The organism is Blautia sp. AM23-13AC, assembly GCF_003435675.1.
Taxonomy (GTDB): domain Bacteria; phylum Bacillota; class Clostridia; order Lachnospirales; family Lachnospiraceae; genus Fusicatenibacter; species Fusicatenibacter saccharivorans.
The window spans coordinates 374,828-399,149 of the sequence record NZ_QTUL01000002.1; the positions used below are offsets into that span (position 1 = coordinate 374,828).

26 protein-coding genes are annotated in these 24,322 nt (G+C 52.0%); 2 read left to right on the forward strand and 24 right to left on the reverse strand.

Annotated features, from left to right (window positions below):
- Nucleotides 1-34: 34 nt before the first annotated feature.
- The 12 genes from atpC to DW642_RS04190 form a co-directional block, all read right to left on the reverse strand.
- Nucleotides 35-436: an ATP synthase F1 subunit epsilon gene (gene atpC / locus DW642_RS04130; RefSeq protein WP_117509353.1), complete on the reverse strand. Its 402-nt coding sequence runs from the start codon at nt 434-436 to the stop codon at nt 35-37.
- Nucleotides 437-450: 14 nt separating this feature from the next.
- Entirely contained in the window at nt 451-1,851 is a 1,401-nt protein-coding gene (atpD, locus tag DW642_RS04135; RefSeq protein WP_022462236.1) for a F0F1 ATP synthase subunit beta, read from the reverse strand.
- A gap of 35 nt (nt 1,852-1,886) precedes the next feature.
- The gene (gene atpG / locus DW642_RS04140) at nt 1,887-2,753 is read right to left on the reverse strand and encodes an ATP synthase F1 subunit gamma (RefSeq protein WP_055220552.1); all 867 of its coding nucleotides are present in this window, start codon (nt 2,751-2,753) and stop codon (nt 1,887-1,889) included.
- An 18-nt stretch (nt 2,754-2,771) separates the two neighbouring features.
- Nucleotides 2,772-4,301 carry a F0F1 ATP synthase subunit alpha gene (gene atpA, locus DW642_RS04145; RefSeq protein ID WP_055220549.1) on the reverse strand — a complete coding sequence of 510 codons (1,530 nt, stop codon included), beginning with the start codon at nt 4,299-4,301 and terminating at the stop codon, nt 2,772-2,774.
- Nucleotides 4,302-4,310: 9 nt separating this feature from the next.
- Nucleotides 4,311-4,850, reverse strand: coding sequence for an ATP synthase F1 subunit delta (gene atpH, locus DW642_RS04150; RefSeq protein ID WP_117509354.1), 540 nt, complete (start codon nt 4,848-4,850; stop codon nt 4,311-4,313).
- Entirely contained in the window at nt 4,847-5,350 is a 504-nt protein-coding gene (gene atpF / locus DW642_RS04155; RefSeq protein WP_022462448.1) for a F0F1 ATP synthase subunit B, read from the reverse strand. The genes atpH and atpF overlap by 4 nt, the downstream gene beginning before the upstream one ends.
- 37 nt (nt 5,351-5,387) lie before the next feature.
- Complete coding sequence (gene atpE / locus DW642_RS04160) at nt 5,388-5,666, reverse strand: ATP synthase F0 subunit C (RefSeq protein ID WP_022462449.1); 279 nt, start codon at nt 5,664-5,666, stop codon at nt 5,388-5,390.
- Nucleotides 5,667-5,716: 50 nt separating this feature from the next.
- Nucleotides 5,717-6,478, reverse strand: a complete 762-nt coding sequence (locus DW642_RS04165; protein WP_117509355.1) for a F0F1 ATP synthase subunit A — start codon at nt 6,476-6,478, stop codon at nt 5,717-5,719.
- Nucleotides 6,479-6,644: 166 nt separating this feature from the next.
- Complete coding sequence (locus DW642_RS04170; RefSeq protein ID WP_117509356.1) at nt 6,645-7,067, reverse strand: hypothetical protein; 423 nt, start codon at nt 7,065-7,067, stop codon at nt 6,645-6,647.
- Nucleotides 7,068-7,171: 104 nt separating this feature from the next.
- Nucleotides 7,172-7,456 (reverse strand): AtpZ/AtpI family protein, encoded by a 285-nt coding sequence (locus DW642_RS04175; protein ID WP_055220696.1) that lies wholly within the window; start codon nt 7,454-7,456, stop codon nt 7,172-7,174.
- Nucleotides 7,457-7,704: 248 nt separating this feature from the next.
- Nucleotides 7,705-10,302 carry an alpha-L-rhamnosidase gene (locus DW642_RS04180; protein ID WP_117509434.1) on the reverse strand — a complete coding sequence of 866 codons (2,598 nt, stop codon included), beginning with the start codon at nt 10,300-10,302 and terminating at the stop codon, nt 7,705-7,707.
- Between the two features lie 412 nt (nt 10,303-10,714).
- Nucleotides 10,715-11,293, reverse strand: coding sequence for a nitroreductase family protein (locus DW642_RS04190; protein WP_117509357.1), 579 nt, complete (start codon nt 11,291-11,293; stop codon nt 10,715-10,717).
- 462 nt (nt 11,294-11,755) lie between these two features.
- On the opposite strand from DW642_RS04190, the gene DW642_RS04195 reads away from it, so the two are divergent.
- Both DW642_RS04195 and DW642_RS04200 read left to right on the forward strand, forming a co-directional pair.
- Complete coding sequence (locus tag DW642_RS04195) at nt 11,756-12,832, forward strand: NAD(P)H-dependent flavin oxidoreductase (protein ID WP_055220533.1); 1,077 nt, start codon at nt 11,756-11,758, stop codon at nt 12,830-12,832.
- Between the two features lie 124 nt (nt 12,833-12,956).
- Nucleotides 12,957-14,330, forward strand: coding sequence for a sodium-dependent transporter (locus DW642_RS04200; protein WP_117509358.1), 1,374 nt, complete (start codon nt 12,957-12,959; stop codon nt 14,328-14,330).
- Nucleotides 14,331-14,421: 91 nt separating this feature from the next.
- On the opposite strand, the gene DW642_RS04205 is transcribed toward DW642_RS04200, so the two are convergent.
- The 12 genes from DW642_RS04205 to yedF form a co-directional block, all read right to left on the reverse strand.
- On the reverse strand, nt 14,422-15,465 hold the full coding sequence (locus DW642_RS04205) for a sulfate/molybdate ABC transporter ATP-binding protein (protein WP_117509359.1): 1,044 nt from the start codon (nt 15,463-15,465) through the stop codon (nt 14,422-14,424).
- Between the two features lie 12 nt (nt 15,466-15,477).
- On the reverse strand, nt 15,478-16,182 hold the full coding sequence (modB, locus tag DW642_RS04210; RefSeq protein WP_117509360.1) for a molybdate ABC transporter permease subunit: 705 nt from the start codon (nt 16,180-16,182) through the stop codon (nt 15,478-15,480).
- 153 nt (nt 16,183-16,335) lie between these two features.
- Nucleotides 16,336-17,283: a molybdate ABC transporter substrate-binding protein gene (gene modA / locus DW642_RS04215; protein WP_117509361.1), complete on the reverse strand. Its 948-nt coding sequence runs from the start codon at nt 17,281-17,283 to the stop codon at nt 16,336-16,338.
- A 26-nt stretch (nt 17,284-17,309) separates the two neighbouring features.
- Nucleotides 17,310-18,332 carry an XdhC family protein gene (locus tag DW642_RS04220; RefSeq protein ID WP_117509362.1) on the reverse strand — a complete coding sequence of 341 codons (1,023 nt, stop codon included), beginning with the start codon at nt 18,330-18,332 and terminating at the stop codon, nt 17,310-17,312.
- Between the two features lie 29 nt (nt 18,333-18,361).
- The gene (locus tag DW642_RS04225; protein ID WP_022462461.1) at nt 18,362-18,799 is read right to left on the reverse strand and encodes an MOSC domain-containing protein; all 438 of its coding nucleotides are present in this window, start codon (nt 18,797-18,799) and stop codon (nt 18,362-18,364) included.
- Between the two features lie 37 nt (nt 18,800-18,836).
- A complete protein-coding gene (gene moaA / locus DW642_RS04230) occupies nt 18,837-19,808 on the reverse strand; it encodes a GTP 3',8-cyclase MoaA (protein WP_117509363.1) in 972 nt (323 codons plus the stop codon).
- A gap of 3 nt (nt 19,809-19,811) precedes the next feature.
- The gene (locus DW642_RS04235) at nt 19,812-20,837 is read right to left on the reverse strand and encodes a molybdopterin-binding protein (RefSeq protein WP_117509364.1); all 1,026 of its coding nucleotides are present in this window, start codon (nt 20,835-20,837) and stop codon (nt 19,812-19,814) included.
- Between the two features lie 29 nt (nt 20,838-20,866).
- Nucleotides 20,867-21,712: a selenium-dependent molybdenum cofactor biosynthesis protein YqeB gene (gene yqeB / locus DW642_RS04240; RefSeq protein ID WP_022462464.1), complete on the reverse strand. Its 846-nt coding sequence runs from the start codon at nt 21,710-21,712 to the stop codon at nt 20,867-20,869.
- A 151-nt stretch (nt 21,713-21,863) separates the two neighbouring features.
- Nucleotides 21,864-22,235 carry a winged helix-turn-helix domain-containing protein gene (locus tag DW642_RS04245; protein WP_022462465.1) on the reverse strand — a complete coding sequence of 124 codons (372 nt, stop codon included), beginning with the start codon at nt 22,233-22,235 and terminating at the stop codon, nt 21,864-21,866.
- Nucleotides 22,236-22,250: 15 nt separating this feature from the next.
- Nucleotides 22,251-22,487 carry a DUF3343 domain-containing protein gene (locus DW642_RS04250; RefSeq protein WP_022462466.1) on the reverse strand — a complete coding sequence of 79 codons (237 nt, stop codon included), beginning with the start codon at nt 22,485-22,487 and terminating at the stop codon, nt 22,251-22,253.
- A gap of 57 nt (nt 22,488-22,544) precedes the next feature.
- On the reverse strand, nt 22,545-23,693 hold the full coding sequence (locus DW642_RS04255) for an aminotransferase class V-fold PLP-dependent enzyme (RefSeq protein WP_117509365.1): 1,149 nt from the start codon (nt 23,691-23,693) through the stop codon (nt 22,545-22,547).
- Nucleotides 23,690-24,304: a sulfurtransferase-like selenium metabolism protein YedF gene (gene yedF, locus DW642_RS04260; protein ID WP_082424685.1), complete on the reverse strand. Its 615-nt coding sequence runs from the start codon at nt 24,302-24,304 to the stop codon at nt 23,690-23,692. Before yedF ends, DW642_RS04255 begins: the two co-directional genes overlap by 4 nt.
- Nucleotides 24,305-24,322: the final 18 nt, after the last annotated feature.

Sequence of the window (24,322 nt, forward strand, 5' to 3'; positions counted from 1 at the left end):
GATTTTTCTGAATTCGTCGGAGGCTTTTTGTTTTTTATTCTTTTACACTCAGCCGCACCAGTGCACGCTGCAGCTTGGCTTCAGCAATACGGTATTCTCTGTCTGTCAGACCGCCGTTTGCCAGCGCCTGCTCGGCCCTGTGTTTGGCAGCCTCGGCGCGCTCTGCATCAATATCCTCTTCCCACTCCCAGGTCGTTGCCAGAACACGGCAGACCCCATTCATCATGGAAAGCATTCCGCCGATGCAGGCGGCATTTCTTCTCGTTCCGTCCTCCAGCACAATATGCGCCTCGCCCATACCGAGTGCAGTGCAGTAATTGCAGTGCCCAGGCAGAATTGCCAGGTCGCCGCTGATGGTTCTGCAGACAACGCGCGCTACGTCACCCTCATAGAGAAGTCCGTCCGGCGTGCCGACACGTAAAGGAAATGTACTCATACGTCATTCCTCCTTTACTGATTCAGTGCTTTTGCTTTTTCAAATACCTCGTCGATGGTACCTGCAAACAGGAAGCAGCTCTCCGGAAGATCGTCGCACTCGCCATCGAGGATCATGCGGAATCCGCGCAGGGTTTCTTTTAACGGCACGTATTTTCCTTCCATACCGGTAAACTGCTCCGCTACCGAGAAGCTCTGGGACAGGAAACGCTGTACCTTACGGGCACGGCTGACCGTCAGCTTATCCTCTTCGGACAGCTCGTCCATACCCATGATGGCGATAATGTCCTGCAGCTCTTTGTATCTCTGCAGCACCTGCTGTACGGCACGCGCTACCTCATAGTGCTCATGGCCTACGATTTCCGGTGTCAGGATACGGCTGGTAGAATCGAGCGGATCAACAGCCGGGTAAATACCCTGGCTGGAGATTTCACGGGAAAGTACCGTCGTGGCATCCAGATGGGTAAACGTTGTTGCCGGAGCCGGGTCGGTCAGGTCATCGGCCGGCACGTAAACAGCCTGTACCGATGTGATGGATCCCTTTCTTGTGGAAGTAATACGCTCCTGCAGTGCGCCCATCTCGGTTGCCAGCGTCGGCTGGTATCCTACTGCGGACGGCATACGGCCAAGCAGAGCCGAAACCTCGGAACCTGCCTGCGTAAATCGGAAAATATTATCGATGAACAGCAGCACATCCTGATTTTTCACATCACGGAAATATTCTGCCATGGTAAGGCCGGAAAGTCCGACACGCATACGCGCTCCCGGCGGCTCGTTCATCTGTCCATAGACCAGTGCTGTCTTGTCGATAACACCGCTCTCTTTCATCTCGTTGTAAAGGTCATTTCCTTCACGGGTACGCTCTCCGACACCGGTGAAAACGGAAAGTCCGCCGTGTGCCGTTGCCACGTTGTGGATCAGCTCCATGATAAGGACTGTTTTTCCAACGCCGGCACCGCCGAACAGACCGATTTTTCCGCCCTTGGCATACGGGCAGATCAGGTCAACGACCTTGATTCCGGTTTCGAGGATTTCCGTTGCCGGAACCTGTTCCTCATAGGACGGCGGATCGCGGTGGATCGGCCATTTTTCTGCTGTTTCCGGTGCCGGCTTATTGTCTACGGTCTCACCGAGCAGGTTGAACACGCGGCCTAAGCACTCCTCTCCGACCGGAACGGCGATCGGGCCGCCCGTGTCGACTGCTTTCGTTCCGCGGACAAGTCCGTCTGTGGACTTCATGGCAATGCAGCGAACCATGTTGTCGCCCGTCTGCTGCGCCACTTCCACAACCAGCTTCTCGCCGTGGTTGTCTATCTCGATGGCATTCAGAAGTGCCGGCAGCTCTCCTTCCGGAAAACGGATGTCCAGAACAGGACCCGTTACCTGCACAACCTCGCCAATGTGTTTTTCACTCATTTAACGACTTCTCCTCACTTTTCTTGTTTCCACTCTTACACGCCTTCCGCACCGCCGACGATCTCCGTGATCTCCTGCGTAATGCTTGCCTGACGGGCACGGTTGTAATACAGATTGAGCTGTTCAATCATCTCCTCTGCATTTCCCGTTGCCGCCTCCATTGCGGTACGGCGTGCCGCAAGCTCACTTGCCACACTCTCACAGATACCGCCGTAGATCAGGCCGCCTAAGTATTCCGGCACAATCGCTTCGAATACCTCGACACCGTTTGGCTCATACAGGATCAGATTCCGGATTTTTTTCGCTTCCGGATCCTCTCCGTCCTCTTTTGCAATGTCAATCAGAGGCAGGATCGGCACGGAAACCGGCATCTGCGACAGCATCGACACGAATTTCGTATAGCAAAGCTCCACATGTCCGAAGGTCCCTTTCCGGAACTCACGGCACAGTGCGCGCGCGATCTCAAAGCTGTCTGCCACGGAAAGATTTGCGATCTCGGCAAAGCTGTCCGTCAGAATGTCCAGCTTCCGGGATTTTGCATACTCCACTGCCTTTTTGCCGACCGGAACCACACAGATCTCTTTTCCTTTGGCATCTGCCTCAAAGCATCGGAACAGATTCGCGTTGTATCCGCCCGCAAGGCCGCGGTCTCCGGCAACCAGCACGTAGCAGCATTTCTCGTTTTTTGCCTCTTTTGCATAAATGGAATAAAATTCCGTGTTTCCTTTTGCAATATCCTGCAAAGTGCGGTACAGCTCCTGAAAATACGGACGGCAGGTATCAGCCCGCTCCTTCGCTTTTCGCAGCTTGGAGGACGCTACAAGTTCCATCGCCTTGGTAATCTGCATCGTGCTTTCGACACTTTTGATCCGCAGCTTTACGGCTTTCATGTTTGCAGCCATAGGCTCCTCCTTCTTTCCTTATTTTGCAGGTCTTGTATTGATAAAGTTTTCGGTGTACGATTCGAGCGCACTTTTCAGCTTCTCTTCGGTATCTGCCTCGAGTTTTCCGGTTGCGGAAATCTCCTGCATCACGGCAGCACCCTCTGCGTCGGTATCAAGCCAGGTATACAGTCCGTCCTCATAGGCGCGGACATCCTCAGCTGCAACCTTTGACAGAATTCCTTTCGTTACCGCATAAAGAATGGCCACCTGTTTTTCTACCGGAACCGGTGCATTCTGGTTCTGTTTTAATACTTCCACGATACGCACACCCTGCTCCAGACGCGCCTTTGTATCGGCATCCAGATCGGATCCGAACTGTGCAAAGCTTGCCAGCTCGCGGTACTGGGAATAGATCAGTTTCAGAGTTCCGGCTACCTTCTTCATCGCCTTAATCTGCGCATTTCCACCGACACGGGATACGGATACGCCAGGGTTTACCGCCGGCATAACGCCCGAGTGGAACAGCTCTGTCTCAAGGAAAATCTGTCCGTCTGTGATGGAGATAACGTTCGTCGGAATATAGGCGGAAATATCGCCTGCCTGGGTCTCAATGATCGGCAGGGCCGTCATGGATCCGCCGCCGTGTTCATCGTCCAGCTTTGCGGCACGCTCCAGAAGTCTGGAATGGAGATAGAAAACATCTCCCGGATAAGCCTCACGTCCCGGCGGACGGCGGATCAGCAGGGAGAGTGCACGGTATGCAACCGCGTGCTTACTTAAGTCATCATAAATGATCAGCACATCTTTTCCCTGATACATAAAGTACTCGCCCATGGCACAGCCGGAATACGGTACGATATACTGCAGCGGGCTCGCTTCGGATGCCGTCGCTGCCACGACGATGGTGTACGCCATTGCGCCGTTCTTCTCAAGATTTTCTACTAAGGACGCTACTGTCGAACGTTTCTGTCCGATGGCAACGTAGATACAGATCACATCCTTGCCTTTCTGGTTCAGAATGGTATCGGTTGCAATCGTTGTCTTTCCGGTCTGACGGTCTCCGATGATCAGCTCTCGCTGACCTCTTCCGATCGGAACCATGGAATCGATCGCTTTAATACCGGTCTGCAGCGGCTGATTAACACCTTTTCTCTCACAGATGCCCGGTGCCGGGCTTTCAATCGGACGGTACTCTGCTGCCGTAATCGGGCCTGCGCCGTCGATTGGCTGGCCGAGCGCGTTGACAACGCGTCCGATCATGCCTTCTCCGACCGGAACCGAAACAACTTTTCCCGTTCTTTTTACAAGCTGTCCCTCGCTGATGTTCTCGCCGGAACCGAATAAAACGACAGATACGCTGTTTTCCTCGAGGTTCTGTGCCATTCCATAGCTTCCATCCTCAAATTCCAGCAGCTCGCCTGCCATGCAGTTCGAAAGACCGCTGGCTCTTGCGATTCCGTCTCCGACCATCAGAACGGTGCCTGTCTCATCCTGCCGGATCGCATTTTCATAATATTTGATCTGGCTGCGGATGACCTTGGATATTTCTTCTGGTTTCAGTTGCATTTTTTCCTCCTACACCACTGTATCGCTGATTCTTCTGGAAAGCTCGGCCAAACGTCCCTTTACGGTTCCGTCAAACAGCTTTCCGTCGAGCTCCACACGGACACCCGCCAGAACGGACGGATCGGTTTTCAGTTCCATCACGACCGTTTTTCCGCTCATCGTTTCCAGTTTTTTCTTCAGAAGCTCTTCCTGTTCCTTCGACAGGGATGCTGCGCTCGTCACAACTGCCTCGGCAATATTGTGGGCTGCGTAGTATCTGCGCTGGAATGCTTCCTGGCATCCGCCGAATTCACGGAGAAGATTTTTTTCACACAGCAGTTTGATAAAATTGACCAAATACGGTTCCGCCTGGCTGCCAAATGCCGCGTCGATCAGCCCGATCCGCTCTTTTCGCGGAATCGAAGGCTCCGATAAAAGGCGCGGATACTCCGGGTTTTCCCGGAACAGAGCTCGGATCTCCTTCATCTCGGAAAGGATTTCCTCTTCGAGATGCTCCTCTGCGGCCAGCTCATACAGGCTCCCACCGTATACTCCGGCAGTTTCTGTCATGATGCTTCACCTACATTCGATATAAATTCATCTATCAGCTTCTCATGGTCTTTTTCATTAATCTCACGTTCAATGACCTTTCCGGCAATATCCATGGCAATGCCGCCGATCTCGCCTTTGACTTCATTGACCGCTTTCTTTTTCTCCTGGGCAATCTCTTTTTCTGCCTTGTTTTTCAGGGCAGCCGCCTGTTCGGAAGCCTCTTTTACGATTTTCTCGCTCTGCAGCGTTGCTGTCTTTCTGGCGCTTTCGAGAATCTCGTTGGCCTTTGCCTTGGCCTCCTGCATATTCTGCTCATATTCCTCTTTGATGGCGTTGGCTTCTTTTTTTGCCGCCTCTGCGTCTGTGATCTCCGCATCGGCTGCCGCACGCCGTTTTTCCAGCATCTCATTGATCGGTTTGAAAAGGAACCGTTTGATCAGATACATCTGGATGAAGAGGTTGCAGATCTGCGCGATAAAAGTCCAGGGGACAATTCCTACCAGTTCCTGAACCTGCATAGTTTCTTTCCTCCTAGCAATCATTTACTCCTTGCAACTATTTCAGGAAGTTCATGAACATTCCCGGTGCTACGAAGATCAAAAGCAGGCCGGTTACGAAACCGTAAATACCTGTGGTCTCTGCGATCGCACAGCCAAGAAGCATGGTGCTTGTTACATCGCCTTTGCATTCCGGCTGACGTCCGATTGCCTCAAGTGCCTTTGCTACGGCGTTACCTTCACCGATACCAGGTCCGATACCTGCGATCAGGGAGCATCCTGCGCCGATTGCGCATCCTGCGAGAGCGATACCTTTTGCTAAAATCTGAAAATCCATCTTGTTTTCCTCCTGTATTTTCTTTTTGTAAACCTCATTTTTTAATCTCTTTAGCCTTCCTCTGCTGCATTCGCAATGTACATGACAGTCAGCATACAGAAAATAAAGGCCTGCATCACGCCGGAGAACCAGTCAAAATAGACCGACAGAACAGCCGGAACACCGACGTCCAGAATCGGGATCTGTGAAAGGGTTCTTCCGAGCACGCCGGGAAGCAGTCCCAGCAGCTTTCCGCTTGCCAGTGCCAGAGATCCGTAAATCAGGGCATTGATGACAACGCCGGAAAGGATGTTTCCAAAGTGACGGCACGCCATACTGATCGGCGTTGCGAGCTCCGACAAAACGTTAAACGGTGTCATAACCGCAATCGGAGTCGTGAAGCCCTTCAGATATCCGCCAAAACCGTTGGTTTTGATCTTCTGTGTGGTGATCATGATGAAAACCACAACAGCCCAGGACGCCTCGGTAGAAAGATCTGCTGTCGGACTTCGAAGTCCGATCAGGCTGATCAGGTTCGAGACAACGCTGGTCGCGAAAAGCGCCGACACAAAAGGAATCAGATACCGGAATTTTTCTCCCATGTTGCCGATGACGAATTTATTTGCGGTCTCCACAATCATTTCTGCCACCGCCTGGCGTTTGGAGATGTTCCGTATCTTCAAATCTCTTGTGAGCCAGATGCAAAGTCCGGTAATGAGTGCCATTACAATCCAGCTTACCACCAGCGTTTCGCTGATCTGAATTTTCCCGAACAGCGGAAAATCGATCGGGATCGTAAAAAAGACTTTTGCACCGGAGATATCAACCTCCATTCTCTTTTCTCACCTCCTCTGTATGAGATAAAATAAAAAATTTGAACCTTTTGTCAAAGCGGATCTTCACAATCCGCTTCGCTGCTTGCTCATAACCGAATCGCTGCTTCGCTGTTTCGGTTTCAAAACGCCGTCCCGTCTTTGCGGCTTTCGCCAAAGATCAGGTTCAGCGCTTTATGCTGTTTTTTATGCCCTTCAGCTTGATGGCCGTTCCCGGAATTAAAAGCGGCAGGATTCCTGCGGCAAACTGGAAGCATGGAAGCACAATCGCCAGAACTGCCCAGAGCATCTGCATCAGGTTTCTCTGCGAATAGCTTGCCTGCATCCGCCGTTTTGCTCCCGCCTCGTCTGTCTCGGACACTGCTTTTTGTACTGCCATGCCCATCAGGAAAAAGTTCAGCACAGCAACGGCACCGCCTCCGATTCCCCCGAGGATCACCCGATAGTCAAATGGGATTTTTTCCGGCCAGATCAGGTGCAGGATCAGAAACCCGACCCACATCACAACCACGCCGACAACAGTATAGATGGCAACATTTTTCGTCTCCTTTTTTACGGCCGGCTGGACCTTGTCTCCGAAATTGCTCATATCGCCTTGTTTCCTTTCTAAGGGATTTTCCCCTTAAAATCAGTCTGAAATCTTTTCTCTGCCACTTGATCTTCGTCAACTGTGAAAACTTTTTCAGACACGTTCTAAATATGTCGGTTGAAAGACACCCGCTTTTTCTTCTTTTTTCCGTCCGGCTCCGTCTCGATGCGTTTCTGATGCCGCAGAACGCTCTGCCCGAATTTCCAGGCTGTCACGGCACCGCCTCCGATCCCAAAGAAAAAGCCGATCAGATAAATCCATGTTCCAACCGAAAAGCGGTCGCAAAGCCACCAGCAAAGTGCCAGACAAAGAAAAAGAGGCGTCACAAGAGACAGTCCGAATTGTGTCAACATTGTGAGATTGGTAATCATCCCCGTCCACTTCTTCATATCCTGTCCCTTTCTGCCGCCTCTTTTTTGTCAGACTTTCGGGTCTGCGTTCTGTCTTCCATTTTTGTAACCGCTTAGTCAGATTGTACCATAAACGTTTTCATAAGACAAATGAATTTGTATATTTTCCAAATTATTTGTTTTTATTTATATTCTTTTCATAATAATTGGAACAATTTTCTCATTTTGTCCCATTGCAAAATTGCAGCGTTCACCTCGCTTCTTATTTTTTGAAAAAAACTGCGGTTTTATTCCACACATACTGCCGTTTTTTCTTTCCAACCGGAAAGCTGATAGCTTACCTCATAGTGTCCCGGCTCCAGCAGGTATCTACCGTTTTCTTCTGATCCGAGCACTTCTGCAACCGCTTCTTTTTCACTTTTGGCAACCATTGGAAGTACGGCCTCTGCGGTACAGTCGAACGGAACATCCATGGTGATGGTCACGTGCTCTTTGTCGGAAAGCTCCCAGCGAATGCTGTACATTCCCGATGCAGAATCATATTTTGCCTCTGCATACCTCAAATCCCAGTTCAGCGTCGGTGCAAACTGTACGGTCCTGACACCCGGATGGGATTCCATCGTGTTGATGCCGGCAACGTGACGGAACATCCATTCCTGGATGGAGCCGTAAGCATAATGGTTCATACTGTTCATACTGATGCCGGAAATCGTACCGTCCGCAAGAAGGGAATTCCAGCGTTCCCAGACGGTAGTTGCACCAAGCTTAACCTCATAAAGCCAACCCGGAAATTCCTCGTTCAGCAACAGTTCGTAGGCAAGATCATTCATGCCGTTGTCGGTGAGCACATTGTTCAGCAATGGTGTTCCGACAAATCCCGTCTTCAGTTTGTGGTTACTCTGCTCAAACAGCTTCAGAAGCTGCCGTTTTGTCAGCTCTTCGTTCTTTGACAGATGGTATTTCAGCGTCAGCAGCAGCGCCGTCTGTGTTTTGATGCAGCAGCGGCCTGTTGCGCTGTAATATTCTTCCTGTACCACAGCAAACTGCTCCTCGGACAGCTTCTGATACTTCTCCTGCTCCTCGCGGTATCCCAGCACACCGGCCGCTTTTGCCACGATTCCTGCGCTGATCGCATAATACAGGTTTGCAATAAACTCCTCGTCCGTTGCACCCATGACCTGCTCAGCGCCCTGCACCGGATTGTCAAGCGCCAGCCAGTCGCCAAAGTGGAATACATATCTCCAGCCATGGTTGTCCCCATCCACTTTCGTGATGTAGTCCACCCACGATTTCATGCTCACAAACTGATCTTCCAGAATGCTCTTGTCCCCATAAAACAGATATAGATTCCACGGAATGATACACGCCGCATCGCCCCAGACACACGCTGCATCCTCGATGCCGCACGATGGCACCACATGCGGCACCTTTCCGCCGAGCACGCTCTGCTCTTTTGCTATGTCGTACAGGTATTTTGCATAGAATGCATACGTATCTTCGAGATACATCGCCGTCGGCGAGAACACCTGCGCATCACCCGTCCATCCCATGCGCTCATCACGCTGCGGGCAGTCGGTCGGAACATCCACAAAATTGCACTTTAAGCCCCAGCGCACATTGCTGATGAGCTGATTGACCAAATCACTTCCTGTTTTCATCCAGCCTGTCGCTGTGATGTTGCTGTAATAAGAAAGACCCGTGAAATCCTCTTTTTTCAGATCCGGAATGCCTTCGATCTTCACGTAACGGTAGCCGTAGAACGTAAAATGCGGCACAAGATCCATTTCGGTTCCATCGGAAATATAGATGTATTCGGATTTTGCACTCCGCAGATTGTCATTGTAGAAATTGCCGCGCTGCAAAATCTCACCTGTCTGAACATGAATTTTGGTTCCTGCCGGCACGTTGACATGCAGCTTGAAAATTCCCGTAAACTCCTGCCCCATATCGAAGACCAGCTCGCCGGCCGGAGTATGAAGCAGTTCTTTAGGTTCAAACGTCTCATGAATCGTCACCGGAAGGCTCATGCGTTCCGTCAGTTCTCCTTTTGGTGCCTCACAAAAAACCGCCTTCTCCAATGGCAGTTCCGACAGCGTGTCGTCCCGGTGCTCACCGTCGTAAAGATTCGAGAATGCAATTTTACTGCGCCGCACCTGCCACGATTCATCCGTGCCAATCACCTCTTCCGAACCGTCCGCATACGTCAGATGCAGCTCCGCAATCAGCTTCCACTCATTGCCGTAAAATCCCTTGTCCTCAAACGCACTGAATCCAAACCGCGCCTTGTACCAGCCGTTTCCAAGCAACACACGGAGCATTCCCTGTTTTGAAACCTCCTCTGTCACATCATACGTCTGATACTGTACCCATTCATTGTAATCATTGCTGTACGGCGTCAGGTACTCATCCCCGACACGCTTCTCATCCACATACACCTCATACAGTCCAAGTCCGCAGACATACAGCCTGGCCTTCGCTACCTCTTTTGCCGGAACAATTTCTTTTTCAAAATATGGATGACGGTTCTCCTTACTGTCACAGGAAATCCATTTTCCTGTCCATGCTTCATTCCGTTTTCCGGTCTCAAAAAACTGTACTTCACTCACCGCCGTCTCCCCGGCATCACTGCCCGCTTCCACGTTCCAGTAATACCGCGTTCTCGGCTCCAGATCCAGCTTCACCGGATAGAAAAGACTGCTCGCCTTATCATCCTCTCCGGAATCAAACAGCAGATGCTCCATCGCTGCATCCGATGCTACACGGATTCTCGCATAGCTCTGTTTTTTTCCTTCCGCGTCTTTCACTTTCCAGGAAAAGACCGTTCTCTCCATCCGGAACCCCATTGGATTTTCCAGATGATTCACCTGTGCGTGATAAATTTTCATTTCAATATCCTCCTCCATCTTATTTTTGAAAATTCCCCCATTTTTTCTCATTTTATCATGATCCCTTTCGAGAAAAAAGGTTCTGTTTTGCAGGAAAAAACATCTTTATTTGCACCATTTCCTGCCCACCAGACATCTCCCCGGATTGCCAGAAAGTATGGGACATTTTCCCTTTTTCGGGCTACACCGAAACTAATAAGAGCCTGTGCTTTCCTTTCCCCTCCGCCGCAGTGCGATCCTGCCCGGAGGGCTTTTGACTTTACAGGAAAATTCAACGAAGTTTCCTGCAAAGTAAAAAAATGCCGGATTCTTTGAACCGCCCCAAGAAATCAGATTTTTTAGATCTAACTTTTTAGGACGGTTCATCCGACATTTTTCCGGAATTTTCCGGCTCTATCTTCAGTTTCTATCTTCAGTTCAGCAATTCATCCGCCAGCGTTCTCTTCGGCACATAGTGCACATCATTTTCATCCCGGTAATAATTCGTATTCCCATCCTCCGGCACATCTACCAGATGAATCTCCTCCGCCGGTTTTCCAAACGCCACAATCAAAAGCGGCCGGATCTCCTCTGGCAGTCCAAGCACTTCCATCACCTCGCCCGCCTGAAAATTCCCGATCATGCAGCCGCCAAGCCCCTGCTCCACAGCCGCAAGCAGCATCGTCTGCGCCACAATCCCGACATCCTTCTGATACCGGTTCAGATTCTCATCAATCCTCTTATCCTGGCAGATCACAACAAAACCCGTCGGCCGTTTTCCCGGATGCGGCAGTACCATATCCGGCAGCGCCCGCGCCCACTTCGTCAGACCCTGCACCTTCTCCACTTCGTCCGGCTCCCACGCCAGAAAATACTTCAACGGCTGCTTATTCACACTCGAAGGACAAAGCCGCGCGCAATCCACAAACCCTTCCAACGTCTCCCGCGAAATCCTCACCGACTCATCAAAACCACGATAACTCCTGTTCTTCAACACCAGATCCCTTAACATGTCCCATATCCTCCTGTCTCAAATTTACTTTCTACCACCCACTCTACCACACCTCCCCACCCCCCGCAATCACCTTTTTCATTTTCCCTCTTGACATACTTTGATATTCAAAGTATTATATATCTAGTTTTAAAAACCACATGCTAAAGTATTTTACATCACATATTTATTCTATTTATTCGTCACCAATAACCAGATCCAATGGCTGCCGCCGCGCCGTGGATGTTCCTCCAGGTGAGCGCATTTGCAGGAGGCCCGCAAACTCTTAGGCTATGGGATTTTGTGTTGCTTTCAAAAACGGCACTGTCTGAGCGCAGCGAGTTTGCCGTTTTCGAAAGCGCTTTTAACAAAATTTCAAAGCCTTAGAGTTTCCCGGCCTCCGAAACCGCGCCCATCTGGAGGAACATCCACGGCGCGGCGGCAGCCACTGGATCGTCCGTTTATCAAAAAAGGAGAATTTATATGCTGCCAGAATTAAAAATAGGAAATTTAGTTGCCAGATACCCCATCATCCAAGGCGGAATGGGCGTCGGCATCAGCCTCTCATCCCTCGCCGGTGCCGTTGCCAAAGCAGGCGGAATCGGCGTCATCTCCGCCGCCCAGCCCGGCTGGCGCGATCCGGAATTCGCGCGTGATCCCTTAAGCGCCAATCTCCGCGCCCTCGCCTTCCACATCCGCCGCGCCAAAGAAATTTCAAACGGCGGCATCATCGGCGTCAATATCATGTGCGCCCTGACCCACTACGAGGAATACGTCCGCTGCTGCATCGAAAACGGAGCCGATCTCATCATCTCCGGGGCCGGTCTCCCGACTGATCTGCCAAAATACACAGCGGGAAGCTCCATCAAGCTCGCGCCTATCGTTTCCCCGCCCCGGACCGCCAAGGTTCTTCTGAAGCTTTGGGACAATCACTATCACCGCGTCCCTGATCTCGTTGTCATCGAAGGTCCTGCAGCCGGAGGCCATCTCGGCTATTCCGCCGAAACCGTAGAAGAAACAGCACGACGCGGCTACGATGACGAAATCCGGGAAATTCTGCAGATTGTACATGGCTACGAAGAAAAATATGCCTGTACCATCCCCGTCGTCTTTGCCGGAGGCGTCTACACCCATGAGGATATCCTTCACTATCTGTCGCTTGGCTGCGCAGGCGTCCAGATGGCTACCCGTTTCGTTGTCACGGAAGAATGCGATGCCGATCCCCGCTACAAACAGGCATACCTGAATGCAAAAAAAGAAGATATCACGATCATGCACAGTCCGGTCGGCATGCCGGGCCGCGCAATCCGCAATCCGTTTCTGACGGAACGCGAACAGGAACGGGAAAAAATCTCACACTGCTACCAGTGCCTCAAAAAATGCGACAAAGCCTCCATTCCCTACTGTATTACCACTGCCCTGACCCGCGCTGCCGATGGCGATACCGACAACGCTCTCCTTTTCTGCGGAGAAAATGCATGGCGTCTCGATCACATGACCACCGTGCCGGAGCTGATGGCGGAACTGGCCGGGGAATCCCTGCCGGACAGCAAAAAATAAAAAATTTAGTAGTGACTTTCCTTCCCAATAATGTTACAATCTTCTTTATGGTGTCAGCATAAAAAATCTTCAAGAACTGACCATAAACCCAAAATTTTTGTAACACACAAAAGGAAGGAACTCTATGAACAAACACAACAAATCCCGCAGCTCGTTTTCCGGCAAAATCGGTTACGTGCTGGCTGCAGCAGGCGCTTCCGTCGGACTTGGAAATATCTGGCGTTTTCCCTACCTCGCAGCAAAATACGGCGGAGGAATTTTCCTCCTCATTTATATCCTGCTGGCGCTCACCTTCGGCTACTCCATGATCGTTGCCGAGTCCGCCATCGGACGCATGACACGAAAAAGCCCGGTCGGCGCTTTCCAGTCGTTCGGCAAATCGAAATGGCTTTCCGCCGGGGGCTGGATCAACGCCATTATCCCGATTCTGATCGTTCCATACTACTCTGTCATCGGAGGATGGGTCATCAAATATCTGATCGAATACGTGAAGGGCAACAGTACCCTGCTCGCAGAGGACGGCTATTTTTCCGGCTTCATCTCAAACGGAGTTTCCACAGAGCTCTGTTTTGCCATTTTCTGCCTTATTACGGTCGCCATCATCTACGCCGGTGTGCGAAACGGCATTGAACGCGTTTCCAAGGTGATGATGCCGATTCTGATCGTCCTTTCCGTTATCATTGCCGTTTATTCCGTGACAAGACCGGGCGCACTGGCAGGCGTGAAGTATTTCCTTGTTCCGAACCTCAAAAACTTTTCATGGATGTCCGTTGTTGCCGCCATGGGACAGATGTTCTACTCCCTCTCGATTGCGATGGGTATTCTGATCACCTTTGGCTCCTACATGAAAAAAGACACCTCGATCGAGGATTCCACACGCAACGTCGAAATCTTTGACACTGCCATTGCGATCATGGCAGGCCTGATGATCATTCCTGCCGTCTTTGCCTTCTCCGGCGGAAATCCGGATACCCTGCAGGCAGGACCTTCCCTGATGTTTATCACCATCCCGAAGGTATTCGCCAATATGGGCTTTGGCACTGTGATCGGTATTCTGTTTTTCCTTCTGGTGCTGTTTGCCGCACTGACCAGCTCCATTGCACTGACAGAAAGCGCCGTTTCCACCTTTGAGGATGAGCTCGGCTGGGGCCGTAAAAAATCGACCGTTCTGATCGGCGTTATCATGATTGCGCTCGGAACGCTCTCCTGCCTTGGCTACGGACCGCTTTCCTCCGTCACCATTCTTGGCATGCAGTTCCTGGATTTCTTCGACTTCCTGACAAACTCCGTAATGATGCCAATTGCTGCCATTGCCACCTGTCTTCTCGTTTCGAGAGTCATCGGTGTGGCAAAAATCGAGGAAGAAATCATCCATGGCGAGAGCCGCTTCCGCAGAAAGAAAATCTTTCTTGTCATGATCCAGTATCTCTGCCCGGTGTTTGCGCTGATCATTCTGTTCAGCTCCGTGGCAAATGCATTCGGCTGGATCACCATGTAATGAATCTGTAAACGATGAAAAAAGATTGTTTTCGAAACACGATCACGATTTCGAAAACAATCTTTTTTTATCCAAATCTGTCACACCAGCATCAGGAATCCGTCAGCAGCAGAATATCTTCCTCCTTCAGATACAGCTCCTTTGGAATCCCCATTTCCGGACTCCAGTCTGTTTTTGCGATCTTCCACTGCAGCCAGCTGCATTCGGCATTCTTCCGGAACGAAATGTTCCATTCAAACGGATCTTCCCAGATTTCGGATTCGTTGACCGGAAATACATTTTCCTCACCCGGCCTTTCTACTGTGGCCAGAAAATGTGCCCGGATGCCGACTGCGCGGATATCGTCTGCAATTTCCCGCTCCTTTACGTGCAGCGTTACGCCCCAGTCCACGGCCCGCAGCGTGTGCGCATCCACCCGCTCGGCCGCCGAAATGTTCTTGCAGCCCGACAAAATTGCCGCTGTGCGCGTCTTCGGATTCTGGAAAAATTCCTTCAGCGGTTCCATGACTTCCATCTTTCCCCGGTTCATACAGCTGACCGTATCGCAGAGGCGGTACACCTCATCGCGGTTGTGTGATACGAAGATGACCGGTTTTCCGGCCTCCTTCAGATGTTTGTACATCTCCTGCTCCAACTGCCATTTCAGATAGGTATCGAGCGCTGAAAACGGCTCGTCGAGCAGAATCAGCTCCGGCTCTGCTGCGAGCATCCGTGCCATCGCGACGCGCTGTTTCTGTCCGCCGGAAAGCTGTCCCGGGATCTTTTTCTCCAGCCCTTCCAGCTGAAACTGGCGGATCAACGATTCCGTCCGGCTCCGGTCCGGCCGTTTTCCCATGCCTGCCTCAATATTCTGCACAACATTCATATGCGGAAACAGGGCGTAATCCTGGAACATATAGCCGACTTTCCGCTTCTGCGGCGGCAGATTGATTTTTTTCTCCGAATCAAACAGCACCTTGCCGTCAAGGACAATCCGCCCCTCATCCGGCTTTTCGATTCCGGCGATACACTTTAAGGTCATGCTTTTTCCACAGCCCGACGCGCCGAGAATCGCAAAAATCTCCTGCTCCGCCCGGAACTGCATATGCATAAAAAAGCCGTCCAGTCTTTTCGTAATATCTACTTCAAGCGCCATGATTTATCCTCTCTACCACTGTTTCTGATTTTTCTTTCTCCGGTTGCCGAGAAGATTCATCGCTGTCATCGTAAGGAATCCGACGAGCAGTACGACAACAGACCAAAAACCCGCCGTTTTATAATCCCCGTCCTGAATCACCATTGCGATTTTCTGGGAAACGGTACCCGTCTTTCCCGGAATATTTCCGGCCAGCATCGACGTCGCGCCGTACTCACCGAGCGCCCTTGCAAATGCCAGCACCGTACCGGAGAGCACGCCGGGACCTGCCGATGGGATGACCACTTTCCAGAAAATCTTCCACTCCGACATACCAAGCGTCCGCGCCGCATAGATCAGGTTCGTATCCACCTGCTCAAATGCCGCTCTCGTATTGCGGTACATCAGTGGAAACGCGATAATCGTTGCCGCCAGAATACAGCCAAGCCATGTCTGTACTGCCTTGATACTGAACTTCTCATACAGTGCAGCACCAAACGGACGGCGGAGGCTGAAAATCAGAAGCAGGAAAAAGCCTGCAACGGTCGGCGGCAGAATCATCGGAAGTGTCAGAAAGCCGTCAATCACGGCACGCGCGCCGGGACGCAGCTTCATCACCGCACGCGCGGCAAAAATACCAAAGAAAAAGGACAGAATCGTCGCCACAATACCGGTCTTGATCGAAATGACAAGCGGGCTCCAGTCCAGTGACTGTAAAAAATCCAGTATTTCCTGCATAACATTTCCTTTCTATCCACGGCAGCCCTGCATACCTGCATCACGCATCCTGCCCGGATTTTCTCTGATGCAAAACCACCGTCCGCAGAAACGAAATCTTTCTTTTTCGGACGGTGATTCCAAATCCCTGCTGTTTTTTGTGGGATCTTCTTTTTATTCTACCTCTGTATCAAAGTAATAATTCCGGAAGATGGCGGCTGCCTCATCGGAAGTCAGAAACTCTACAAAGTCTTTCGCTGCTGCCTGCTCGGTCTCATCTGCCTCTTTGTTGACAACCTGTGCTGCCGGGTAGATGACATTTCCGGTCAGATCGTACGGAACGACCTGCAGAACCTTCAGACGGTCCTCCAGACCGTAGGTATCGGAATAATAAACCGTACCAACCTCGTTGGATCCCTCTGCAACTGCGGAAGTAACGGCTCCTACGTTTGCACACTCATTGATTTCCACGCCGCCGAGCGCTTCGGAAACCTGCTGGGTTGTGATGGCCGATACGTCGTCTGCTTTCTCCAGAATGCCTGCATTGACCAGTGCTTCTCTTGTGTATTTTCCAACCGGAACGGAACCGTCTGCCAGTGCGATGCTGGATGCCTTGTTCAGATCCTCCAGGCCCGTAACTTCTGTATTGCTTCCCTCATAGGTTACAACGCAGACCTGATTGTTTACGATATTGTGGCGGGTTCCCTCAACCAGAAGATTCTCTTCCTCAAGCTGATCCATCTGTTTTGCTGCTGCGGAGAAGAATACGTCGCAGGATGCACCCTCTTCGATTTGTGTCATCAGGGTTCCTGAACTGTCATAGCTTCCAACCAGTTTGACATTCGGCTGGGTCTTATTGTACTCGCTGATCAGCGTCTCCATTACGGAGTTCAGGCTCTTTGCGGCAAATACGGTGACAGTGGTATCGTCAAATACTTCGCCGCCTGCTGTGCTCTTGGCGCTGGATGCGCTCTCTGCTTCCGAAGAAGCGCTGGATGCAGATGTGCTCTCTGCCTTGGAGCTGCTCTTACTGGAAGAATCTGTGGAATTGGAAAATCCGCATGCGGCAAGAGAAAGTGCCATAGCTGCCATCAGAAGAATGGATACGGTTTTCTTTTTCATGATAATTGACTCCTCATTTTGTATATTTACGTATGAAGCGCCGGATGTGCACCTTTTCGTTTTCCGGTTTTTGCTGACCGGATCTGAATGAGCTGTGCGGCAATGCTGATTGCAATCTCCGCCGGCGTCTCGCTTCCGATCTCGATTCCGATCGGGGCATAGACACTGTCGAGCTGTTCTCCGGTAAAACCCTGCGCTTCCAGTTTTTCGCGCACATACTTTGTCTTTCTGCGGCTTCCCACCACACCGATGTACGATGCGCCGGTGCGAAGCGCAAACGCCTCGGCATCCGCATCGCACCGGTGGCCGCGTGTCACAATCACGAGATAATCATTTTTCCGGATCGAAAGAATCTCGTCCAGTTTCGTAAAATCCACCAGCATGGTCTGCCCGGCGTCCGGGAACAATGCTTTGTCCACATATTCCTCCCGGTCATCGAGTACGATACAGCAGAAATCCAGATGATGCAGCACCGGAACGAGTTCCTGGGCCAGATGGCCGCCGCCGAACAGATAAATCTTTCCGTCGTAGCAGAATTCCTCGGCGTAATACGTTTTCCCGTCCAGTTCCAGAATCCGGCAGTGGCCCGCTTTTTCCTGTGCCGCCGGAAGCATTTCCCACGCTTCTTTTTCCAGCACGCGGATGCCGGTTCCGTCCAGCGCAAAAAAAATCCAGTAACTGCGGTACTGCTCCTGCGCCGCAAGCGCCTGCGCCAGACTTTCTGCTTCGCCGTGCGCTCCATTCATAAAATAGAAGCACACCTTCACTCTGCCGCCGCAGACCATGCCAAGCCCCTTCCCCTCTCCGGTTCCGAGATCGTATTCTCTGTATTCACTTTTCTTCTCCTGCACCAGCTCCTGCGCATGCAGAACCGCCTGATATTCCAGGTTTCCGCCGCCGATAGTTCCGAAAATCCGTCCTTCCCGGCCGACCAGCATATAGGCGCCCGTCGTGCGCGGAATGGAGCCGTCCCCTTCGGTGATAAAGGCAAGAACCGTGTCCTGTCCCTCTTCCAGCTGTGCAAGCAGTTTCCGGTAAAGTTCGTCCATGTTTCCTCTCCTTGTGTCTGATCTCTGGTCTACTTTTCCGTCACCAGTTCGATGGTGTCACCCTTTTGAATCGTGCCGCCGCGCAGCACCACCGCGAAAACGCCCTCCCGCGGCATGATGCATTCACCCATGCGTTTGAAAATCTCGCAGTGGCTGTGGCACTCCTTTCCGATCTGCGTCATCTCAAGCAGCGCATCCCCGCAGGAAAACCGCGTGCCGACCGGCAGATTCCGGAAATCATATCCTTCCACGATCAGGTTTTCCCCGAAGGCGCCGAGCGGAATATCCGCCCCCTTTGCACGGAAGGCTTCTATTTTTTCATACGACAAAAGGCTCACCTGGCGGTGCCAGTGCCCGGCGTGTGCATCGCCCTCGATGCCCCAGTCTTCCACCAGCTTCGCCGTTTCCACCTCGTGCTTTGCCGTTCCCCGTTTTTCACTGATACAGATTCCTATGATTTTTCCCATTTCTTTTGTTTCCTCTTCTTTTCGAACCGCCGTCATTTCATCCGCCGATACCGGACATCAGGTGATGCTCTGTCATATCCTTCGGCCGTTCAAAACAGTGTTCCATCGGCTTTTTTAAGATTGCCTGTGCCATCACATCCCGCAGATCCGCCGCCGTTCCGTTCTGCAGAACCTCCCGCAGATCCACGCCGTTCTCATAGCAGAGACAGAGCTTTAAAAAGCCGCGGCTTGTCAGCCGTACGCGGTTGCAGCTTCCGCAGAACTTTCCGTGGATCGCGCTGATAAAGCCGACGGGCATCGACAGCTTTTCGTACCGCACATAAGCCGCAGGACCGTTTCCTTCTTTTTCCTGGTCCGGCGTACATGCCCCATACCACTGTTCCAGCTCTGTTTTCAGCGCCTCATTCGACGGACCCACGTACGATTTTCCGGCGCCCACCGGCATCACCTCGATGAACCGCACCGGGACTTTTTCCTGCTCTGCAAATTCAATCAGTTCCTGCGCATGCAGTTCTTTTCGATGCACCGCATTCAGCTTCACTAAAAGACCCGCCTCTTTGGCCGCGCAGATACCCTGCTTTACCTGCTCCAGCGCATCGCGTCCGGTAAGCGCCGCAAACTCTGCCGCATCCACTGTATCCAGGCTCACATTCACACTGTCACAGCCGGCCGCCTTCAGATCCCTCGCACACGATGCCAGGCGTACGCCATTCGTCGTGATCCCAACGGATGCGGTGCCCGGCACTGCTTTTATTTTCTGCACCAGCTCCACGCACTCTTTTCTTACCAGCGGTTCCCCTCCGGTAATCCGGTAATGCGTGATGCCAAGCCCAGCCGCGGCGTGCACAATCTTCAGCATCTCTTCGACGGTAAGCGGTGGATTCTGTTCCGCCTGCTCCAGTGCACAGCCCGCCGCACTCTCCGGCATACAGTACCGGCATCTCAAATTGCACGCGTCCGTGATGGAAATCCGCAGGTAATCTATCGTTCTGCCATACTGATCCTTCATCGTTTATCTGCCTTTTCCAAAACCGCAGTTCGGGAAGGTGCAGACCTTGCAGTTCAGGCAGAGACCGCCCTCGCCAAGACCGGCCAGCTCCTCCGCTGTCACCTCATCATCTGCAATGAGGCGCGGCAGGACAAGATCGAAAATCGTCCGTTTCGAATACATGACGCATCCCGGCAGGCCGACGATCGATGTTCCGTTTTCGGCATACGCCAGAAGGAACATGGCTCCCGGCAGCACCGGCGCGCCGTAGGAAACGATGCGTGCTCCGGTATTTTTGATCGCCAGCGGCGTCTTGTCGTCCGGATCCACACTCATTCCTCCGGTGCAGAAGACAAGATCGGCACCCGCTTCCATCGCGCGGCGGCATCCGTCTGTGATCTTCGATGCATCATCATCGTAAACCTCATGAAAGATCATCTCCGCGCCGAATTCTGCCAGCTTTTCCTGGATAACCGGTGTGAAGGTGTCCTCGATCCGATGGTAATACACTTCATTTCCCGTTGTCAGAACCGCAAATTTTTTCTTGTGGAACGGCTTTAAGGTCAGGATCGGCCCGTCGGAACAGACTGCCTGTGCCGTCTCCATCTTCTCTTTTTTGATGACGAGCGGAATAATTCTCGTTCCCGCCAGTTTGTCGCCTTTTTTCACGTATGTATCACCGTGGCGCGTCGCAATCATCATCTCGCCGAGGCTGTTTACTTTTTTCAGCTTCTCGCGGTCCACTTTCAAAAGACCGTCGCAGTCCGCGATCAGTTCAATTTTTCCTTCTTTGACATCGGACGGATGCATGTGATCGTTTTTACACATATCGTAAAGAATCTGTGCCGCCTCATTTTCATGCAGCATTGTATCGTCCTTTTCCCAGATGTAAATGTTGTCCTTTCCGACACTTAACAGCACCGGAATATCTTCTTCTGTAATGATGTGGCCTTTGCGGAATACCGCATCTTTTGTCACACCTTTGATAATCTGTGTAATATCGTGGCAGAGCACCTGGCCTACCGCGTCTTCTGTTTTCATCAGTTTCATCTGAAACGCCTCACTTTTTCTATTTGAATCTATTCCAGTTCCCCGCAGATCACTTCCAGCACGCTTCCGGCGATGCACCGCGCCTTATCGGAAATCGTGAAGCAGTTCTGCAGTTCTTCTTTCCGCGGATCGATGTCCGCAATCTTAAATCCCTTCGTCACCGGATAGCCGTCGCGGATCAGCCCGCGCAGCAGACCGGAGAGAGATGCTTCCACAGGTACCGTCCCGTTTTCTGTCTCAATCTCTGCAATCACAGCCCTGGCTTCCACAATGTCTCCGATCGAAGCCGCATTCCGCAGAATACCTTCCGCCTGTGCATGCATCACACGCTCTTTTCCGTACCCGCCGATGATGCCCGGAATGCCAGTGTTCGGAACCGCGCTTCCGCTTCGGATCACGCGTCCAAGATTATGACCGCGCTTCGTCTCAATTACAACATCCACATCTTCTCCTGCCGTAAAGCCCGGTCCGAGGGCAATCACAAGCGGCGCCATCTCTTTTGTCGTCCCGAGATTTTTCTTCGCCAGAATCGCATCGACCACGACGGCCGGGCGAAGTGCTGCAATGCTTAGTCCCGCCGGATCCACGAGCACCGGAACACCATCTTTCTTCCAGATCCGTTCCATTTCCTGTTCCAGAAGTTCTTTCCGGTTCTTTTTCTCTGCGAGATCCACGTCCATGCGCACGGCTTCCACGTCCTCTACCCTGGCACTGCCGGCATATACCGCTTCGCTCAAAGCCACCTGCCGCCGGATCGCCGCCGGGTGCTCTGCTTCCAGAACCAGCAGACGAAAGCCCGCTTTTTTCAGACGATGGATCGTACCGGTTGCAAGATCTCCTGCTCCCCGTACCACGATCAGATCTTTCTTTTTCATCTTCGCTGTCTTCCTTCTTTCGTTTCAGCAGCAGCCGTTTTCTTCCGTCTTCCGCGGCCTGCTTCGTTATTCTTGTTCGAGAATAACGCTTTTTCCATTAATAAAAATACAGGAAAGGACCCGTTTTGTCAACGTGTCCCCGTAAAAAATGTTATTTTTCTTCTGTTCCAAACCACTTCTGAAACGACGCATCGGCACCTGCGCGGACTTCTTGTTCAAACTTCCGGTACCGCTTCAGGAATTCTTTTCCCTCCGGGGTCAGTACCGTCTGGCCGCCGTTGCTGCCGCCCCGGTTGCCCTGTACCAGCGGGATGCCGAGATCCTCCTCGGCGCGCTTTAAGATTTTCCATCCCTTCGAGTACGCCATCTGCATGCATTTGCAGCCCTTCGAAAGGGAGCCGGTTGCTTCCACATGCTCCATCAGCTCCGCCACACCGGGACCGAAGGCATGATCCGTCCGGCTGACGCGCAGCCGCATGTCGTACCGCAGCTTCTGTCGTAATGTTTCTTCTTTTTCTTCCATTTCCACCTCACACCTCTACAACAGCACACGGTACTCCGCCTCATAGGCAAGTCCCGCCGTCTGAAGTGCCGCAAGGATTTCTTTTCCCTCTTCCGGCGCTGCTTTCCAGGAAAGGCCGCAGCCCGCCGTAATTTCCCGCGGAACGGGGATCATCCTTCCCGGCAGGCCGTGCGCTCTCGCATACTGCTCCATCTGCATCGCCTGCGTTGTCCCCGCAAACGTCAGAATCCAGGTTTCTTTTCGCTGTCTCATATCGTTTCTTCCTTTTTCCAGCTTCTTTTGTATCCCGGATGCCGGCTGCCGCCTCTCTCACTGCTGCATTTCTTCTTCGGCAAACTCCCGCAGAGCCTGCGCGGCAATCCGGACTTCTTCTTCCGTCAGTACATGGGAAAAGCTGAACCTCACGGCTCCCTGCTCCCGTGTCCCGAGTGCTTCGTGCATCAGCGGCGCGCAGTGTGCCCCGCTTCGGACTGCAATACCATAGTTCTCATACAGCCAGTCGCTGACATATCCCGAATCACAGGAGCCGATGTTTAATGCCGCCGTTGGTACCCGCTGCTGCAGATCGTCTGTTCCATATAAAGTAAGTCCCGGGATTCCCTGAATTTCCTCCAGAAAGAGATGCATCAGCTCCCTCTCTCTTTTGTAAATCATTTCAATCCCCGTCTTCTCCAGATATTCCAGCGCTCCCAGAAGTCCCGCAATTCCGTGGACATTTAAAGTTCCCGCTTCCAGATGCTCCGGCATCGCCGCAGGCTGTTCTTTTTCATAGCTTCGGATTCCGCTTCCGCCCATTTTGAGCGGCCGGATCGAAAGTTCGGGACGGACGTAGATTCCGCCGGTTCCCTGCGGCCCTAATAGTCCCTTGTGGCCGGAAAAGCAGAGCACGTCGATCCCGCTTTTCTGTACATTGATCGGCAGAATCCCCGCTGTCTGCGCCGCATCGACGATCAGAAGCAGGGAATGGTGTTCCGCAATTTCGCACACCCGCGCAAGATCCGTGATATTTCCGGTCAGGTTGGAGGCATGCGTAACGACAAACGCTTTCGTGTTTTTCCGCACTGCCGCTTCCATCTGATCGTAATCGATCCTTCCAGATACATCCGCCGGAATCACGGAAAGCTCCAGTCCCTGTTTTTCCAGTGCATACAGCGGGCGCAGAACGGAATTATGCTCGCAGACTGTCGTGATCACATGATCCCCCGGCCCGAAGAGTCCGAAAATTGCCGTGTTCAGTGCCTCCGTATCGTTGCACGTAAATGCAATCCGCTCCGGACTCTCCGCGTGAAACAACTCTGCCAGCCGCATTCTCGTCTCAAAGACGATGCGGCCCGCATCCAGTGTCGCATCGTGTGCACCGCGGCCTGCATTTCCACAGCCGCGCAGTGCCTGGATCATACGCTCCTCTGCTTCTTTTGGATGCCACAGCGACGTTGCCGCCGAATCGAGGTAAATCATGGCTTAATCACGCGGTCTGCGCTGCTCATGCGCTCCACGATGTCATACATGTTGGTCACACTGCCGATCTGCAGCTTTTCGGTGATGCCGTAGAAGTTCAGGCATGTTCCACAGGTCAGAATTTCAACGCCGCGCGCTGCCAGATCTTTCAGATCCTCCAGGGACTCGGAACCCTCGCAGGTCAACTTTGCACCGCCGTTGTAGCACAGAATCGTATCCGGCAGCTCATCCTGCTGGGTCAGTGCATAAAGGAAGCTCTTCATCAGAATTTTACCCAGCTCCTCGGCTCCTTCGCCCATATGGTCTGCAGAAAGAACGACGAGTTTTGTTTTCTTTGCCGCCGGTACGAGGCATACGGTTTTCTCTTCTGTTTCAGCCGGCTCTGTTTCTGATACGGTGAACTCCACATGATACTCTTTTTCTTTCTTCTCTTTTACCAGAAAGCCATATCCTTTCTGCTGCGCCATTTTTTCCAGGTTCTGCACGGCGATTTCATTATCCACCAGAACCTCCACTTTTCCGCTTCCCGCAAGTTCTGCAATCGCATTTTTTGCCTTTACCAGCGGTACCGGGCACACATCACCCATTGCGTTTACTGTCTTTTTCTCCATCTCTGCCATTTTTCATCC

Coding starts and splice junctions, on each gene's coding strand:
- DW642_RS04200 (WP_117509358.1), top strand. CDS start 12,957: ATGAACAAACACAACAAATCCCGCAGCTCGTTTTCCGGCAAAATCGGT.
- atpF (WP_022462448.1), bottom strand. CDS start 5,350: ATGCAGGTTCAGGAACTGGTAGGAATTGTCCCCTGGACTTTTATCGCG.
- moaA (WP_117509363.1), bottom strand. CDS start 19,808: ATGAAGGATCAGTATGGCAGAACGATAGATTACCTGCGGATTTCCATC.
- atpC (WP_117509353.1), bottom strand. CDS start 436: ATGAGTACATTTCCTTTACGTGTCGGCACGCCGGACGGACTTCTCTAT.
- yqeB (WP_022462464.1), bottom strand. CDS start 21,712: ATGAAAAAGAAAGATCTGATCGTGGTACGGGGAGCAGGAGATCTTGCA.
- DW642_RS04220 (WP_117509362.1), bottom strand. CDS start 18,332: ATGGACGAACTTTACCGGAAACTGCTTGCACAGCTGGAAGAGGGACAG.
- DW642_RS04235 (WP_117509364.1), bottom strand. CDS start 20,837: ATGAAACTGATGAAAACAGAAGACGCGGTAGGCCAGGTGCTCTGCCAC.
- atpH (WP_117509354.1), bottom strand. CDS start 4,850: ATGACAGAAACTGCCGGAGTATACGGTGGGAGCCTGTATGAGCTGGCC.
- DW642_RS04170 (WP_117509356.1), bottom strand. CDS start 7,067: ATGAGCAATTTCGGAGACAAGGTCCAGCCGGCCGTAAAAAAGGAGACG.
- DW642_RS04165 (WP_117509355.1), bottom strand. CDS start 6,478: ATGGAGGTTGATATCTCCGGTGCAAAAGTCTTTTTTACGATCCCGATC.
- DW642_RS04195 (WP_055220533.1), top strand. CDS start 11,756: ATGCTGCCAGAATTAAAAATAGGAAATTTAGTTGCCAGATACCCCATC.
- DW642_RS04190 (WP_117509357.1), bottom strand. CDS start 11,293: ATGTTAAGGGATCTGGTGTTGAAGAACAGGAGTTATCGTGGTTTTGAT.
- yedF (WP_082424685.1), bottom strand. CDS start 24,304: ATGGAGAAAAAGACAGTAAACGCAATGGGTGATGTGTGCCCGGTACCG.
- DW642_RS04175 (WP_055220696.1), bottom strand. CDS start 7,456: ATGAAGAAGTGGACGGGGATGATTACCAATCTCACAATGTTGACACAA.
- modA (WP_117509361.1), bottom strand. CDS start 17,283: ATGAAAAAGAAAACCGTATCCATTCTTCTGATGGCAGCTATGGCACTT.
- DW642_RS04255 (WP_117509365.1), bottom strand. CDS start 23,693: ATGATTTACCTCGATTCGGCGGCAACGTCGCTGTGGCATCCAAAAGAA.
- atpG (WP_055220552.1), bottom strand. CDS start 2,753: ATGGCTGCAAACATGAAAGCCGTAAAGCTGCGGATCAAAAGTGTCGAA.
- atpD (WP_022462236.1), bottom strand. CDS start 1,851: ATGAGTGAAAAACACATTGGCGAGGTTGTGCAGGTAACGGGTCCTGTT.
- DW642_RS04245 (WP_022462465.1), bottom strand. CDS start 22,235: ATGGAAGAAAAAGAAGAAACATTACGACAGAAGCTGCGGTACGACATG.
- atpA (WP_055220549.1), bottom strand. CDS start 4,301: ATGCAACTGAAACCAGAAGAAATATCCAAGGTCATCCGCAGCCAGATC.
- atpE (WP_022462449.1), bottom strand. CDS start 5,666: ATGGATTTTCAGATTTTAGCAAAAGGTATCGCTCTCGCAGGATGCGCA.
- DW642_RS04225 (WP_022462461.1), bottom strand. CDS start 18,799: ATGGGAAAAATCATAGGAATCTGTATCAGTGAAAAACGGGGAACGGCA.
- modB (WP_117509360.1), bottom strand. CDS start 16,182: ATGCAGGAAATACTGGATTTTTTACAGTCACTGGACTGGAGCCCGCTT.
- DW642_RS04205 (WP_117509359.1), bottom strand. CDS start 15,465: ATGGCGCTTGAAGTAGATATTACGAAAAGACTGGACGGCTTTTTTATG.
- DW642_RS04180 (WP_117509434.1), bottom strand. CDS start 10,302: ATGAAAATTTATCACGCACAGGTGAATCATCTGGAAAATCCAATGGGG.
- DW642_RS04250 (WP_022462466.1), bottom strand. CDS start 22,487: ATGAGACAGCGAAAAGAAACCTGGATTCTGACGTTTGCGGGGACAACG.